This window comes from Salinimicrobium maris, assembly GCF_049680855.1.
GTDB lineage: Bacteria > Bacteroidota > Bacteroidia > Flavobacteriales > Flavobacteriaceae > Salinimicrobium.
Window position 1 is genome coordinate 327737 of sequence record NZ_JBMPGS010000001.1, and the last position, 15910, is coordinate 343646.

Annotated in this window: 15 protein-coding genes; 8 read left to right on the plus strand and 7 right to left on the minus strand. The window is 41.0% G+C overall.

The window, feature by feature from the left end; translation table 11 throughout:
* The first annotated feature begins 131 nt into the window (after positions 1 to 131).
* Entirely contained in the window at positions 132 to 740 is a 609-nt protein-coding gene (locus tag ACOV1Q_RS01620) for a superoxide dismutase (RefSeq protein ID WP_424492689.1), read from the plus strand.
* 357 nt (positions 741 to 1097) lie between these two features.
* Here ACOV1Q_RS01620 and recJ read toward each other — a convergent pair whose 3' ends face one another.
* On the minus strand, positions 1098 to 2795 hold the full coding sequence (gene recJ, locus ACOV1Q_RS01625; protein ID WP_424492690.1) for a single-stranded-DNA-specific exonuclease RecJ: 1698 nt from the start codon (positions 2793 to 2795) through the stop codon (positions 1098 to 1100).
* 114 nt (positions 2796 to 2909) lie between these two features.
* On the opposite strand from recJ, the gene ACOV1Q_RS01630 reads away from it, so the two are divergent.
* Positions 2910 to 3287, plus strand: coding sequence for a hypothetical protein (locus ACOV1Q_RS01630; protein ID WP_424492691.1), 378 nt, complete (start codon positions 2910 to 2912; stop codon positions 3285 to 3287).
* A gap of 19 nt (positions 3288 to 3306) precedes the next feature.
* Here the strand turns inward: ACOV1Q_RS01630 and rsmI are convergent, their stop codons facing one another.
* Entirely contained in the window at positions 3307 to 3978 is a 672-nt protein-coding gene (gene rsmI, locus ACOV1Q_RS01635) for a 16S rRNA (cytidine(1402)-2'-O)-methyltransferase (RefSeq protein WP_424492692.1), read from the minus strand.
* Positions 3979 to 3994: 16 nt separating this feature from the next.
* Positions 3995 to 4747: a DUF8457 domain-containing protein gene (locus ACOV1Q_RS01640; protein WP_424492693.1), complete on the minus strand. Its 753-nt coding sequence runs from the start codon at positions 4745 to 4747 to the stop codon at positions 3995 to 3997.
* 100 nt (positions 4748 to 4847) lie between these two features.
* On the opposite strand from ACOV1Q_RS01640, the gene ACOV1Q_RS01645 reads away from it, so the two are divergent.
* The 6 genes from ACOV1Q_RS01645 to ACOV1Q_RS01670 all read left to right on the plus strand — a co-directional run bounded on the left by ACOV1Q_RS01645 (position 4848) and on the right by ACOV1Q_RS01670 (position 12008).
* Positions 4848 to 5486, plus strand: coding sequence for a thymidine kinase (locus ACOV1Q_RS01645; RefSeq protein WP_424492694.1), 639 nt, complete (start codon positions 4848 to 4850; stop codon positions 5484 to 5486).
* Between the two features lies 1 nt (position 5487).
* Positions 5488 to 6597: an alanine racemase gene (gene alr, locus ACOV1Q_RS01650; protein WP_424492695.1), complete on the plus strand. Its 1110-nt coding sequence runs from the start codon at positions 5488 to 5490 to the stop codon at positions 6595 to 6597.
* A 40-nt stretch (positions 6598 to 6637) separates the two neighbouring features.
* Positions 6638 to 7063 carry a large conductance mechanosensitive channel protein MscL gene (gene mscL / locus ACOV1Q_RS01655; RefSeq protein ID WP_424492696.1) on the plus strand — a complete coding sequence of 142 codons (426 nt, stop codon included), beginning with the start codon at positions 6638 to 6640 and terminating at the stop codon, positions 7061 to 7063.
* A 562-nt stretch (positions 7064 to 7625) separates the two neighbouring features.
* Positions 7626 to 8615: an aspartate-semialdehyde dehydrogenase gene (locus ACOV1Q_RS01660; protein ID WP_424492697.1), complete on the plus strand. Its 990-nt coding sequence runs from the start codon at positions 7626 to 7628 to the stop codon at positions 8613 to 8615.
* Between the two features lie 125 nt (positions 8616 to 8740).
* Positions 8741 to 10894, plus strand: coding sequence for a prolyl oligopeptidase family serine peptidase (locus ACOV1Q_RS01665; RefSeq protein ID WP_424492698.1), 2154 nt, complete (start codon positions 8741 to 8743; stop codon positions 10892 to 10894).
* A 139-nt stretch (positions 10895 to 11033) separates the two neighbouring features.
* Positions 11034 to 12008: an ABC transporter ATP-binding protein gene (locus ACOV1Q_RS01670; RefSeq protein ID WP_424492699.1), complete on the plus strand. Its 975-nt coding sequence runs from the start codon at positions 11034 to 11036 to the stop codon at positions 12006 to 12008.
* A 17-nt stretch (positions 12009 to 12025) separates the two neighbouring features.
* Here ACOV1Q_RS01670 and ACOV1Q_RS01675 read toward each other — a convergent pair whose 3' ends face one another.
* From ACOV1Q_RS01675 to ACOV1Q_RS01690, 4 genes are read right to left on the minus strand one after another with little or no spacing between them, the layout of a single operon-like run.
* Entirely contained in the window at positions 12026 to 12481 is a 456-nt protein-coding gene (locus tag ACOV1Q_RS01675; RefSeq protein WP_424492700.1) for a transcription elongation factor, read from the minus strand.
* Between the two features lie 4 nt (positions 12482 to 12485).
* Positions 12486 to 13154 (minus strand): monofunctional biosynthetic peptidoglycan transglycosylase, encoded by a 669-nt coding sequence (mtgA, locus tag ACOV1Q_RS01680; protein WP_424492701.1) that lies wholly within the window; start codon positions 13152 to 13154, stop codon positions 12486 to 12488.
* 3 nt (positions 13155 to 13157) lie between these two features.
* Complete coding sequence (locus tag ACOV1Q_RS01685; RefSeq protein ID WP_424492702.1) at positions 13158 to 14273, minus strand: NAD(P)/FAD-dependent oxidoreductase; 1116 nt, start codon at positions 14271 to 14273, stop codon at positions 13158 to 13160.
* A gap of 41 nt (positions 14274 to 14314) precedes the next feature.
* Positions 14315 to 15703 carry an alpha/beta hydrolase family protein gene (locus ACOV1Q_RS01690; RefSeq protein WP_424492703.1) on the minus strand — a complete coding sequence of 463 codons (1389 nt, stop codon included), beginning with the start codon at positions 15701 to 15703 and terminating at the stop codon, positions 14315 to 14317.
* Positions 15704 to 15910 lie beyond the last annotated feature (207 nt).

The following is a 15910-nucleotide window of genomic DNA, read 5'->3' on the forward strand; positions in this document are numbered from 1 at the left end:
GAATGAGCATCTTTTTCAGTTAAAAACCTAAAGGTTTAAGGATTTTATAACATCTAAATGTTTTTCCTGAAAAGCTTTATTCCTAAATTTGGGGTTGATCTGAATTAATAATTAAAAAAACATATCATATTATGGCATTCGAATTACCGAAACTTAAATATGCGTTTGATGCATTAGAGCCGCATATAGATGCAAAAACAATGGAAATTCACCACGATAAGCACCATGCGGGATATACCAGCAAATTAAATGATGCTATCCAGGGAACTGACCAGGAAGGAAAAACCATTGAAAATATCCTTACAAACCTTGACATGAACGACAAAGCCGTTCGTAACAACGGTGGTGGATATTACAACCACAACCTTTTCTGGGAAGTGATGTCTCCAAACGGAGGTAGAAAGCCTAGTGGAGATCTTGCTGAAGCAATTGATAAGAAATTTGGTTCTTTTGATTCTTTTAAAGAAGAATTTTCTAAAGCTGGCGCTACTCAGTTTGGTTCTGGATGGGCCTGGCTGTGTGTAAAAGAAGGCGGAGAGCTTGATGTTTGTTCTTCTGCAAACCAGGATAATCCTCTTATGCCCGGCGTTGGATGCGGTGGAACTCCTATCCTTGGAATGGATGTTTGGGAGCATGCATATTACCTAAAATATCAAAACCAGCGTCCTGCATATATTGATGCATTCTTTAATGTGATCAACTGGGAAGAAGTTTCCAGAAGATATGCTCAGGAAAAATAATTGCTGAAATAGAATAATGATCAAAAAGGCTGCCCTAGGGCAGCCTTTTTATTTTCGTGCAAATTAAAAGTTGTATCTCTTCTTTTCAAATCTTCTGAAAAAGGAAAAAGAAATGCAAGGCAAACATAAAAGGAGGCGAAATAAGTTATTCCGCCTCCCTTTGCCCCAAATCTACCATGAACTTAACCTACTTATGCTATGGCTTTGCTAATATAGATTAAAAATGCACCTCCATAAATTATTCTAGACCAACTACAGGGAAAATAGTTGAATTACAAAGGTCTAATTTTGAATGTAAGAAATAGAACATATTTCTTGCTCTTTTTCTGAAAATCAGTTAATTACATCCTAAATCTCTTATTTAGTCCGAATGTCTTTAAGCCTTAACTGAATACTTATATTTCCATTCCATTCATTCTCGTCAATGCAGTAGGCTGCATCTACTTTACTGCCATTAGAAAGCAGTTCGCATTTTCCACCAAGATTAAAACCAATGGCATCAAAAGATATTCCTGAACTTTCCTCTACAAAACGTGCTTTTAGGTGCAGTGAATCTCCACCCACGCACTTTGCATAACCTGCATCTTTTAAGTTTGACGTCATAAAAACCGGGGTCATATTTCCAGGGCCAAAAGGAGCGAATTGTTTCAGGATTCTATGGAATTTTGGGGTAATATCTGCTAATTGAATTTCTGCATCTATAGATGTTTCAGGGATCAACAGATTCTTATCAATACTTTCTGAAACGACTTTTTCAAACTTTCGTTTAAAATTTTCATATTCAGATTCCAGCAGGGTGAGACCTGCTGCGTATTTATGGCCACCAAACTGTTCAATATGTTCGCTGCAGCATTCCAAAGCATCATATACATCAAAGCCCTTGACAGACCGTGCCGATGCTGCAAGCTTATTTCCGCTTTTAGTAAAAACCAGGGTTGGGCGATAATAAGTTTCGGTAAGCCGTGACGCCACTATTCCTATCACCCCTTTATGCCAGTTTTCTTGGTAGACAACTGTTGTGAATCTTTCCTGTTCGCTGGCCGCTTCTATTTGCAGGAGTGCTTCGGCCGTGATGGTTTTATCCGCATCCTTCCTGTCACTATTAAAAATCTCAATTTCTGAAGCAAAATGTCGTGCGGTTCCTTCATTCTCTTCAGTTAAAAGGTTCACTGCATGTAGTCCATGTTTCATTCTGCCGGCAGCATTAATGCGGGGCGCAATGATAAAAACGACATCTGTTATGGTGAGGGTTTCCTTTTTTACCTGCTCCAGAATGGCTTTAAATCCGGGTCTTGGAGCTGCATTTATTACGCGGAGGCCATGGTAGGCGAGCACCCGGTTTTCCCCGGTTACAGGAACAATATCGGCTCCAATGGCTGTAGCCACTAAGTCCAGGTATGGGATGAAGTCTTCTATGGTTTCATTTCGGCGAGAGCCCAAAGCCTGAAGCAGTTTAAAACCTACTCCGCAGCCGCAAAGTTCTTTATAAGGATAATTACAATCCTCTCTTTTAGGATCCAGCACAGCAACGGCTGCAGGAATTTCGGCCCCGGGACGGTGGTGGTCACAAATCACAAAGTCAATTCCTTTTTTAGAAGCGTAAGCAACTTTTTCAATGGCTTTTATTCCGCAGTCAAGGGCGATGATAAGAGAAATATCATTGTCTGCAGCAAAATCAATTCCTTTATAAGAAACTCCGTAACCTTCCTCGTAGCGATCTGGAATATAAGTGGCGATATTCGGGTAAAAGGTTTTAAGGTAAGAAGAGACCAGTGCGACGCTGGTGGTTCCATCAACGTCATAATCACCGTAAACCATGATATTTTCTCCTTCTGCGATAGCTTTTTCAATTCGTAAGACTGCCTTTTCCATGTCCTGCATGAGAAAAGGATCATGAAGATCTTGAAGAGAAGGTCGAAAAAATTTCTTTGCCTGGTCAAAAGTCTCAATTCCGCGTTGCACCAGCAAAGAAGCAACAGGCTTTCCTACACCAAGTGATTTGGCAAGTTGAGCGACTATTTCGGGATTGGGTTTGGGTTTTAGAGACCAGCGCATATTTTTTGCTCAAAAATAGTAATTGTAAATGCTCTTTTTGAAGGTACAACTCATAAAAATATTTGTTCGTTTTAAGGATTGATACTACCTTCAATGACTGATAAAGAAAGTTTTATGAAAAAAATATTTTCACTTCTCATATTATCCCTGTTTTTCGCCTGTTCTGAAAATAAAAATGAGAAACAAAATGTGGACCAGACCATGAAGGAAGAAACTTTTACTATTTCAAAGAAAACTTCGGAAAACCTTAAGCATCGTTATTTGCTTACGGAATCAATCCCAACAGAAGGCGGACCAAAAATCACAGCGGACGCCCAACATGCGGCATTCAGTAAAATTGAATATCAACAGGACGGAATCTTCTATGTTTATCAACCTGAAGAGGGCTTTACAGGGACAGACGAGGTCGAAATCACGCACTACATATCTCCCGGCGGACCCGAAATGACAGCAACGGGAGTTACTAAATTACAAATTGTAGTTTCTGAATAATTTATTCGACAGAAGAAGCTTATTTCTTTCCTCCAACGATCACCACAATTTCCCCTTTTGGAGGTTTGCTCGTGTAATGCTCAAGAACTTCAGAAGCTGTGCCGCGGATGGTTTCCTCGTGCAATTTGGTAATTTCCCTGGAAACTGAAACCGGCCTGTCCTCTCCAAAAAATTCTACAAATTGGGACAAGGTTTTTATTAGCTTGTGCGGAGATTCATAGAAAATTATAGTTCTGGTTTCTTCGGCCAATAGATTTAATCTGGTTTGCCGGCCTTTTTTCACCGGAAGAAATCCTTCAAAAACAAATTTATCATTTGGCAGTCCGCTGTTAACAAGTGCAGGTACAAAAGCTGTTGCGCCCGGGAGGCAATCCACTTCAATACCGGCTTCTACACAGGCGCGGGTAAGCAAAAATCCGGGATCACTAATGGCGGGCGTTCCCGCATCGCTGATCAAAGCAAAGGTTTTACCATTCTTGATTTGCTGCACAATGCCCTCCACAGTTTTATGCTCGTTGTGCATATGGTGGCTGTGCATGGGCGTATTAATTTCAAAATGCTTAAGAAGTTTTCCGCTGTTACGCGTATCTTCTGCTAAGATGGTATCCACCTGTTTTAAAACTGAAACAGCCCTGAAGGTCATATCTTCCAGATTTCCAATAGGTGTTGGCACCAAAAATAATTTTGCCATTTGTGGGAGATCCTCTTTATTCAAATTTGCTTTCAACTACGGCCAGGAACCTTATTTCATATTCCTCTTTGCCTTCCCAGTTATTGTAATCTGGCTTTACCATGTTTAAAACAAAATTTACCGCTTCTTCTTTGCTTTTCATGGTATTAAGTTGGGAAAGCACCCTGTTATAATCGGCATTGCTTCCTTCAAAAAGGTGCTTCACAAAGGCATGCCGGTCATTGATTCCTACCTGAAAAGACTTCTTTAAACGATCATTCAAAGACCTTGGTTTTTCTGCTTCGCGGGAATTTATAGGCTCAAACTGCGGCAGGTGATCGTAGTGTACCCCACCTATATCTTCCATGTCGTTCTTTTTATAATTCTTCGGAAGAATGTGCTCCAGCATTTCATCAAATTCCTGAGCCTCTGGCGGCATTTGAGCAACGATATCTTTTATCTTTTCGGTATTGGGTTCGGTAATAGCTTCAGAATCATTGAAAAGAGTACCATCTGGCGCGAATCTGTCTTCGTCCTCTTCTTCGGGAGCGGGTTTTAGTGCTTCCACCTTAGGTTTTTGAGGTGCCTGAACAGGTTCCTGCTTCGGTTGTTCTTCCACAGGTTTTTCAGCAGAAAAAAGGTTTTTTTCAGTGAAATCCAGAATGGTTAGTTTATCGTATAAATTTTGTGCAAGATTCTTTAATTCCTCAGAGTCAAAGTGCTCCTGCTGCTTTAAGGACAGCACTTTTTCAGCTAAAGCGATCAATTCCTCTTTCAATTGCTTTTTCATAACTTTCCTGCTTAGGGATTAATTGCGGTTGTATTTTTAATAAATTTGTGTCACCTTTATACGAAAGCGACCTTCGCTTTTTCGTCTTGAAAAATACAAAATGTTTCTCGAAAATACAGTAAATCACAAGGAGCAATTTGGATGGATTGAAGTTATCTGCGGATCTATGTTCTCGGGAAAGACCGAAGAACTCATACGCAGACTCAAACGTGCCAAATTTGCCAAACAAAATGTTGAAATCTTCAAGCCGGCCGTAGATACCCGCTATAATGAAGAAATGGTCGTTTCCCATGATTCCAATGAAATTAGGTCTACTCCCGTTCCCGCTGCAGCCAATATAAGAATCCTGGCTGACGGTTGTGACGTGGTGGGAATAGATGAAGCCCAGTTCTTTGATGAAGAGATCGTTTCTGTTTGTAACGACCTTGCGAATAAGGGTATACGAGTGATTGTTGCCGGGTTGGATATGGATTTTAAAGGCAATCCCTTCGGGCCCATGCCATATCTCATGGCGACTGCAGAATATGTTACCAAGGTCCATGCTGTTTGCACCCGCACAGGAAATCTTGCGCAGTACAGCTACAGGAAAGCGGCCAGTGAGGACCTGGTATTACTGGGAGAAACAGAGGAGTACGAACCACTTAGCAGGGCGGCATTTTTCAAGGCCAGGTTAAAAGAAAAGGTACTGAACCTGGAAGTTCGTGATTCGGAAGAAATCAAAAGCCCCAAAAAAGTTTGATATGCCTATAGCACATGAAACCGTACTGGAACTTGATCTAAACGCACTTGCTCATAATTTCAAATATTTGAAATCAAAAGTAAGGGAAGATGTGAAGGTCATGGCCGTAGTAAAAGCTTCGGCTTATGGCGGTGATGTAGTAGCAATGGCTAAAAAGCTTAGCGATTTGGGAGCAGATTACCTGGCAGTTGCCTATATTTCTGAAGGAATTGCGCTTCGAGAGGCCGGAATAGAATTGCCGGTCATGGTACTTCATCCGCAATCTACCAACTATGAAAGCCTGGTAGAGCATTGTCTGGAACCCAGCCTTTACAGTGAGTTTGTATTAAAAGAATTCGTTGCAACTGCCGACAAACTTAAACAGAAGGATTTCCCGGTGCACGTAAAATTTAACACCGGCATGAACCGGCTCGGGTTTTCGGAGGAGGAAGTAACCAAAGTCAGCAGTATTTTAAATAAAACCACGGCAGTAAAAGCGGCTTCCATTTTTTCACATCTTTCGGCCAGTGAAGACTGGAAGGAAAGGGATTTTACGCTGCAGCAAATACACACGTTTGAACGAATTGCCATTAAGCTTTTTGACCAGCTGGACTACCAGCCGCTGCTTCATATTTGTAATACTTCGGGGATCATTAATTATCCTGAAGCCGCTTTTGATATGGTAAGAACAGGGATTGGTCTTTATGGTTTTGGAAATGATAAAACCGAAGATCAAAAACTAAAACCTGTTGGCACCTTAAAAACCATTATTTCACAAATTCACCATATAAAGCCAGGAGATTCTGTAGGTTATAATAGGGCATTTACTGCTGAAAAGCCTACGAAAACTGCTACTCTTCCCATTGGTTATGCTGATGGTATCAAAAGGGAATACGGCAATGGTAAGATTGGTGTCTACATCAATGGACAATATGCCCCAATCATTGGAAATATATGTATGGACATGATAATGACTGATGTCACGGGAATTGACTGCAAAGAAGGTGATGAAGTAATTCTCTTTGGCGGACCTCAACATGCCACTGATTTTGCGGCGGCAGGAAATACCATTTCTTATGAATTAATCACCGGGATTTCTTCACGGGTGAAACGAATTTTAATAGGAAGTTAACAGTTTTTCCTTTATATTAGTTAAAAAATAAACTATTCATATGTCATTTTTCAAAGATTTTAAAGCCTTTATTATGAAAGGCGACATCATCGCGCTCGCGACTGCGGTGGTGGTTGGTCAGGCATTTAATAAGATTGTCTCCTCGGTTGTTGCAGATATTATCATGCCCATCATTGGTATTTTCATGGGAGGAACAGATTTCTCCCAGCAATTTATAGCATTAGATGGTGAAAACTATGAGAGCCTTCAGGCCGCTCAAGAGGCTGAGGCCGCTGTCCTCACCTATGGAAATGTCATTCAGGCAATCATTTATTTCCTTATTGTGGCATTCTTTATTTTCATCGTTCTCAGAGCCTATGAAAGGACGAAAAAGAAAAAAGAAGCACCTGTAGTAGCTGCTCCAAAAGGGCCTTCTCAGGAAGAACTGCTTACACAAATAAGAGATGAATTGAGAAAGCAAAAGTAATGTGTGGAAGACCGTGAAAAATCTAATTCTCTATTATATTGCACTTTTACTGCCCGCAATTCTTTTAGGGATTTATTGGAATTATTTCCCTCCAAAAATCTCCTTGGCCTTTTTATTGTTTTACAGTCTTATCTATCGCACCTGGCTTGATGGAATGCGACTTAGTAGCAAAGGGTTAATTGAGAAAAATGAGATCTGGAAATTGATGTATAACGGAATGAGAAGGAGATATTTCAAAGAATTATATTTGCAGCAATAAACTGTACGCACGTAGTAACCGCTACACTATATATTTAATCCTTAAACCTCGCTGCGGCGGGGTTCTTTTTTTACAATGAAGTTCCAAAAATGATATTTTTGAAGCTTTTTCTTAATTATCATATTTAACAATTTGTGCAAAGTCGTTAAAGAATTAAATGTAGATTGAAATTTCAGCATTCCTCCTCTTATAATTCCCAGCAGTACAATACATTTGTAATTAAAGTTCGGATCATCGTTTCCGGATAAGGTTTAATAAAAAGACTTTTTAAGTAGCCTTTAAAAGTCCTGACAATAAAAAAATATGAGAGTAGCTGTTGTTGGCGCCACCGGAATGGTTGGTGAGGTCATGTTAAAAGTATTAGCAGAGAGAAATTTTCCTGTAACGGAACTATTGCCCGTAGCTTCGGAAAGATCTATAGGCAAAAAGATCATTTTTCAGGAGAAAGAATATCAAGTAATCGGACTGGAAGAAGCGGTAGCACAAAAACCGCAAATTGCCATATTCTCAGCAGGAGGTGACACTTCCCTGGAATGGGCGCCAAAGTTTGCTGAAGCCGGAACCACAGTCATCGACAATTCCTCTGCCTGGAGAATGGATCCTTCCAAAAAGCTGATCATTCCCGAAATAAATGCCTCAGAAATAACTGCCGAAGATAAGATCATCGCCAACCCAAACTGTTCTACGATCCAGCTATTGATGGCTTTAAAGCCACTACACGATAATTACAAAATTAAAAGAGTAGTTGTCTCGACTTACCAGTCGATTACAGGAACCGGCGTAAAAGCCGTTGAACAGCTTGAAAATGAATATGCAGGACAAAAAGGTGAAATGGCATATCCTTATCCAATTCACCGCAACGCACTGCCTCACTGCGATGTTTTCCAGGAAAATGGCTACACCAAAGAGGAGATGAAACTTACTAAAGAGACGAAAAAAATCCTGGGAGATGATTCTGTAAACGTAAGCGCGACGGCTATTAGGATTCCTGTAGTTGGTGGGCATAGTGAAGCTGTAAATGTGGAATTTCATTCAGATTTTGAGGAGCAGGAAGTGAGGAAACTACTTAGCGATTTCCCGGGAGTCACCGTTCAGGACAACCCAGATACCAACACCTATCCCATGCCCATTTATGCCGAAGGAAAAGATGATGTTTTTGTTGGCAGGATAAGGCGGGATTATTCCCAGCCAAACACGCTTAACATGTGGGTGGTTGCAGATAACCTGCGAAAAGGGGCGGCAACCAACGCCGTTCAAGTCGCTGAATATCTTGTGGAGAACAAATTGGTTTAAATATTATAAGTCCAACTTGAAATCCTTTTTCCCACAACCGGGAAAAAGGATTTTTTGTTATAACAGCACGTAACATATGCTTTGTGTTTTATACTAATTTTACGACAACTAATTTTATACTTCCTATGAAAAAAGCTATTATGGGTATTTTTGCTGCCGGAGCATTGGCTTCCTGCGGAAATGAAATTTCAAATGAAACTGCCTTGAACTATCCTGAAACAAAAAAAGTAGATACGTTAACCAATTATTTTGGCACCGAAGTCAAAGATCCATACCGCTGGCTTGAAGACGATCGAAGCGAAGAAACTGAAGATTGGGTAAAACGCCAGAATGAGGTGACTTTCGGTTACCTGGAGTCGATCCCTTTTCGAGAAGAGTTAAAAAACCGCCTTTCTGAACTTTGGAATTATGAGAAAATAAGCTCTCCTTCAAAAGAAGGTGATTACATCTATTTCTACAAAAATGACGGACTGCAAAATCAGTACGTGGTTTACAGGAAAAAGAATGAAAACGATGCTCCCGAAGTTTTCCTTGATCCAAACAAATTCAGTGAGGACGGTACAACTTCCTTAGCCGGAATGTCATTTTCGGAAGATGGAAAAACCCTTGCCTACAGCATTTCTGAAGGCGGAAGTGACTGGAGAAAAGTCATCGTTATGGATGTAGAAACTGAAGAGGTTAAGGAAGATACTCTGGTAGACGTAAAATTCAGCGGCGTTTCCTGGAAAGGAAATGAAGGTTTCTACTATTCAAGCTATGACAAGCCCGAAGGAAGTGAACTTTCCGCTAAAACAGATCAACATAAATTATACTACCATAAACTTGGCACAAGCCAGGAAAATGATAAATTGGTCTTTGGCGGAACTGAAACTCAGAAACACCGTTATGTAGGTGGTAGTGTGACCGAAGACAATCGTTACCTGTTCATTTCGGCAAGAAATTCTACTTCAGGAGGAAAATTGTTCATGATGGATCTTACACAAGATAATCCGGAGCTAGTAACCATTCTTGACAATGAAGACACCGATAGTTACGTGATCGAGAATGTTGGCAGCAAACTATATATCGTGACCAATAGAAATGCACCAAACAGGAAGATCGTAACTGTAGACGCTTCCAATCCAAAGCCCGAAAACTGGGAAGATTTCATTCCTGAAACCGAAAACGTACTCAGTCCGTCTACCGCTGGTGGATATTTCTTTACAGAATATATGAAAGATGCGGTTTCTAACGTAAAGCAGTATGACTACGAAGGAAATCTTATGCGTGAAGTTGAACTTCCGGGAATTGGTTCTGCAGGTGGTTTTGGAGCTAAAAAAGAGGAAGATGTACTTTACTACAACTTCACGAACTATGTTACCCCGGGAAGTATCTATAAGTATAATATTAAAGAAGGTACTTCGGAACTTTACAACAAACCAAGTATCGACTTTAATTCTGAAGACTATACCAGCGAACAGGTTTTCTACACCTCAAAAGACGGTACTAAGATCCCAATAATCATCACCTATAAAAAAGGGCTGGAGCTCAACGGAAAGAACCCTACAATCCTATACGGATATGGTGGTTTCAACGTGAGCCTTACCCCTTCTTTCAGCATTGCCAATGCCGTTTGGATGGAGCAAGGCGGAATTTACGCCGTTCCCAACCTTCGGGGAGGTGGCGAATACGGAAAAGAATGGCATGACGCCGGGACTAAACTTCAGAAGCAAAATGTTTTTGACGATTTCATCGCAGCTGCGGAATACCTTATCGAAAATGACTACACTTCTAAAGATTACCTTGCAATTCGCGGTGGTTCCAACGGCGGACTGTTAGTAGGTGCGACCATGACGCAGCGGCCAGATCTTATGAAAGTGGCATTGCCAGCCGTGGGTGTACTTGACATGTTGCGTTACCATACATTTACAGCCGGTGCCGGTTGGGCGTACGATTACGGTACAGCCCAGGACAACCCTAAAATGTTCAATTATCTGCTCAACTATTCGCCTGTTCATAACGTTGAAAAAGGAGAGCAGTATCCCGCGACTTTGATCACGACAGGTGATCACGATGACCGCGTGGTTCCTGCGCACTCTTTCAAATTTGCTGCTGAACTGCAGGAAAAACAAGCCGGTAACAATCCCGTATTAATTCGTATTGAGACCAATGCAGGACACGGTGCAGGGACCCCGGTTAGCAAAACTATTGAGCAGTACGCAGATATCTTCGGATTTACCCTGTACAACATGGGCTTCGAAGAATTACCTAAAAAAGACGGAAAAGAAATAAAAGGATAAATTATTATCATTTTTGAAATTCAAATCCCCGGAAGCATTTTCGGGGATTTTTTGATTTTGGGTTAGCCTGAAAACATCCTTCTAAAGCACTTTTTTAAGTAGGCTGGGCTGCGTATCTTTAAACTTCTGAATCCTCATTATGTTAACAGTCAAAAATGTCACTTTTGGATACACCGAAAAACCTTTTATCAAGAACCTGAGTTTTACTATTCAAAAAGGAGAAAATGTTTCTATCATTGGCGCCAGCGGATGCGGAAAAAGTACTCTTTTACAGATCATTTACGGCTTGCATCATGTGGAAGGACAAATCTTTTGGAAGGACAAGGAGCTATTAGGGCCTAATTTCAATATTGTTCCCGGGGAGGAATTCATCAAGTATCTTACGCAGGACTTTGATCTTATGCCGCCGCTCACCGTGGCCGAAAATGTAGGAAAGCACCTGTCAAATATGTATCCGCGGAAAAAGCAGCAACGGGTGAAGGAACTTCTGGAGCTGGTGGAAATGGCCGACATGGCAAAAGCCAAAGCAAAATTCCTGAGCGGCGGACAACAACAAAGGGTGGCGCTGGCGAGGGCTTTAGCCAATCCGCCGGAGATATTGCTGCTGGATGAACCCTTTAGCCATATTGATCATTTCAGGAAGAACAACCTTCGCAGAAATCTTTTTTCATATTTCAAAGAGAACAATATCACCTGCCTTGTCGCTACCCATGACAGCACAGATGCCCTTTCTTTTGCCGATAAAACGTTCGCCATGAGAACCGGAAAAATAATTGCTGAAGGCACACCAAAAGAACTCTACCAAAATCCCAAAAATGCCTATGTCGCATCACTTTTTGGAGAAGTAAATGAGCTGCCTGTTGCACTATTTCTGCCGGAGGAAAAAGGCAGAAAAAATGTCATTTTATATCCGCATGAGATTCAGGTAAAAAAAACAGCAGGAATTGAGGTGAATGTGAAAAAATCCTTCTTTAAAGGAGCACATTTTCTTATTCAGGCAGAAATCAATGGGAAAAACCACTTTTTTGAAGCTCCGGAAGCACTTGAACCGGGAAAAACAGTACGGATTAATGTGTCAAAAGAATTAATTCTATCACGGGTGCGTCAAAAATGACATTTTAAAGGGACTTTTTAGAGAACCTTCAGGATCTTGTTGGTGATCCCGTTAAAAGTAAATTCCTCGCTTTCGCTCCTTCCCGTCATAGCCTGCGCAACAGGAGAGCCGGCGCCAATGGCATAAAATTTCTCTCCCTCAACTTCCAATTCCCCTGCAGGAATTGAAATAAAATAATTCACTTTTTCAGTTTTTACCACGCTGCCAAATTCCACTTTTTCCGAAGTCTGTTTTTCTTTGATAAAGGTCAGCGTTTTTTTGAGTCGGCTGTATTGTTCCAGTTGCGCAGAAAGTTTCTCAAACTCCAGGTGCAGCATTGCACGGCCCGTTTCATATTTATCACCCATGGAGCACTTGGTTTCCAGCTTGAGCGCATCTTCAAGGTCTGCAATTGCGGTATGAATGCGTTGAATACGATCTTCCACGTAATTCCCGGCAGCTGTTTTCAACTTGTGTATCAATTCTGAATTCATACTATTATTCGAAATTTAATCGGCCAAGGTTATTCATTTGCCGTTGAATCCAGCTCTTTCGCTGCTGAATATAATTACTGGCGGGACTGGCATTATACTGCCGCGGATTAGGCAAGATAGCCGCGATCGCAGCAGCTTCAAAAGGTGCCAAATTTTCTGCAAATTTCCCAAACCAGATTTGAGCTGCAGCCTCTGCTCCATACACTCCTTTTCCCATTTCTATACTGTTCAAATACACTTCCAGGATGCGTTCTTTGCTCCAGAAAAGTTCAATTAAAAATGTGAAATAGACTTCGAAACCTTTTCTTATCCAGCTGCTTTGTGGCCACAAAAACACATTTTTCGCAGTCTGCTGGGAAATGGTACTTGCCCCGCGTGCGCGTTTTCGGGTTTTGTTCTCTTCGATCGCCTTTTTGATAGCTTCATAATCAAAACCGTTGTGGCTTAAAAAATTCTGATCTTCACTGGCTACCACCGCCAGTTGTAAGTTGGGAGAAATCTCTTCCATTGGCACCCAGTCATGTTTTATTTCCTCATCGAGATGTTCAAAATACCGAATCGCCATCAATGGAGTAAACGGCACCGGAACCCATTTAAAAAGCACAACTAAAAATATGCTGATGATGAAAAACCAAACAAGTAGCTTTAGGATAAATTTAAAAAAGCGTTTCATAGCTTACTGTATTAGATCTGCCAGTTCTTTCCCTATGAGGCTGCCAATGGCAATACCCATCCCCGAGAGGCGAACCCCGCAGAAAACATTGTCAGAAATTTGTTTTACTACCGGCTTTTTCTGATTACCAACGCCCATAATTCCGCTCCAGCGATGGTCGATCTCGAAATTTGTATCTGGTAAAATGGTTTTTTCCAGAAGTTCTTCCAGTTTTTTTTGCACAAGCGCTGTTTCACACATTTCGGTGGTCTCTTCAGCTTTAAAATCGAGATTTCGGCCGCCTCCAAAAAGGATGCGATTTTCCACATTTCTGAAGTAATAGAAACCTCGATCCAGGTGAAAAGTTCCTTTTATCTTTAAATCAGGAATGGGTTTCGTGATCAACACCTGTGCCCGACCCGGTTTTACTTCAGGAATTCCCATTTTTGAAGCAAATCCATTGGTGGCGATCATGAGTTTTTTGCTAGAAAATTCAAATTGATCGGTTTTGATCTTTACAGTCTCCCCGGCTTCTGCAAATTCTTCAATATTCACATTGTTCAGGATCTTCACTCCTACCGCCTGCACTTTATGAAGCAAAGTCTCCATCACTTTTCCCGTATTGATCTGTCCCTCGAATTTGCTGTAAATCAATTTCTCCTGAATATTCTGAAATCCAAAGGAATTTTCTTTAATACTAAACACATCCTCTCCAAAAATGGGGTTCAGGAAACGGTTTATTTTTTTCAGATTGGCACTGCAATGATCATACAGCTCTTTATCCTTTGAAGTGAACAATTCATAGCCGCCGTGAGACTCATAACCTATATTGCGATCTCCAAGATTCTTCCGAAGCAATTCAAGACCGCTGACTCTCTTTTGGATCACTTCGAGCACTTCCTCTTCAGAATGAGAATTAAGATCATCCAGGATCTCTGAAATACTTCCGAAGCAGGCAAATCCGGCGTTTTTGGTACTGGCGCCGTTAGGAAGCAGCCCTTTTTCAAGGATTACGATCCTGGCTTTTGGGAAACGCCGCTTTAAACTGAGGGCACAGTTGAGGCCGGTAATGCCACTGCCTGCAATAGTAAAATCTATATTGGAAAGCCAGGTTTGTTGTTCCCAGTAGGAGAAATTCATTGTTTTTTGGTTAATCGTGGTTGTTTTTAGAAATGGGCGAATTAATCCCTTTTTTGAATGGTTTCAAGTATCCAGGTGGTCACATCTTTTAAAACTTCAGGAGCCATGGTTTGCTCAATTTCTTCATATTCAGTAGATAAACCTGATTCGCTCTCCTGAAACAAATGGTTGAGCTTGTCGTAATTTTTGATGGTCAAATTATTATTCCCAGCCTCTTCCAGCGCCTTCTCTATTGCCGGTAAATTTATTTCTGAAATGACCTGAAAATCATTTTTTCCATTGATGGCCAACACCGGAACTTCTATTTTTTTCAAAGCTACGGCAGGATCATGCTTTACAAAAGCAACCGTCCAGGGGTCAACGAGCTGTTTACTAATTTGCGTAATGGTTTCTTCCTTGACTTCAGGACCAAACTTTGCCTTGAAATGATTGAAGACCGCAGTATACATTTGTTCTCCAGGCTCCATTTCCAGGATTATATCATAGGCGCCGCGAAATATCTCCTGACTTTGCTGCAACACACGCTCTGGCACTCCACTTTTTCTCTCTAATTTCTCTTTTTGAGACAATAATATTTTATCGCCACCTACCCCGGGAGCAGCAAGCAAAACGAGAAAGGAAATATCTTTATCATTTGCAGCTAACATAGGAGCGATCATACCTCCTTCACTATGACCAATGATCCCGATTTTTTCAGAATCTATTTCTTTTCTGTTTTTTAAAAATTCGACAGCTGCACGGGCATCATTGGCGAAATTGGCAGTAGTAGCTCCTGCAAATTTTCCGGTAGATTTCCCAACCCCACGATCATCATATCGCAAAACAGCAATTCCATTACGAGTTAGGTAATCGGAAAGCACTAAAAAAGGTTTGTGCCCAAGGATCTCTTCATTCCTGTCCTGCGGACCGCTACCAGTAATTAATACCACTGCGGGAAAAGTTCCTTCTTTTGCAGGTAAGGTCAATGTACCTGCAAGGGTTACTGATTCTTCTATATTTTCAAAGCTCACTTCCTCTTCCACATAAGGAAAAGGTCGTTTTGGTTCCTGTGGCCTATTTACTTCTTCTGAAGTACTTATCGGCTTTGCCCGGGAAAGATCTAAGGGGAGTTGCATCCCACCCTGTTTAAAGGTACCGTTAATCCCCGAATTCTTTAAAATTCCTTCATATGTCATTCCTCCTGCATTTGGAGCCTTAAGGAGAAGCGTATTATTATTAAAGGAAGTAGAATCTATGGGAATTCCATAAGCGTTTTGCTTTGGACTATCCATCGTAGTAGCATAACCTTCTTCGGTTTCAGCAATGTGGAAAACAACATCAAGTTGGGTTCCCTGAACATTGAGGATTCCATACCAGTCGCCGGTGATGTCTTGTGCAGTTGCAGAAGTACCTGTAATCAACAGAAGTAAAAAGGAAATAACGAATTTCATATTAAGAAGTTACGATTTCCTAAATTTAAGTAATTAGGAATAAACCAACAGCATTTAAAAAGGGAATCCTGGATCCCTTTATTGCCAGCTACAACCCATATTCCTCGCTATTCTCAATGAAGATAAAATCTACAAACGCTTTAGTCCTAAAAACATAGCCAAAAATGACATTTTTGACACCTCTTTGACAAAGCATTATTTTTAACG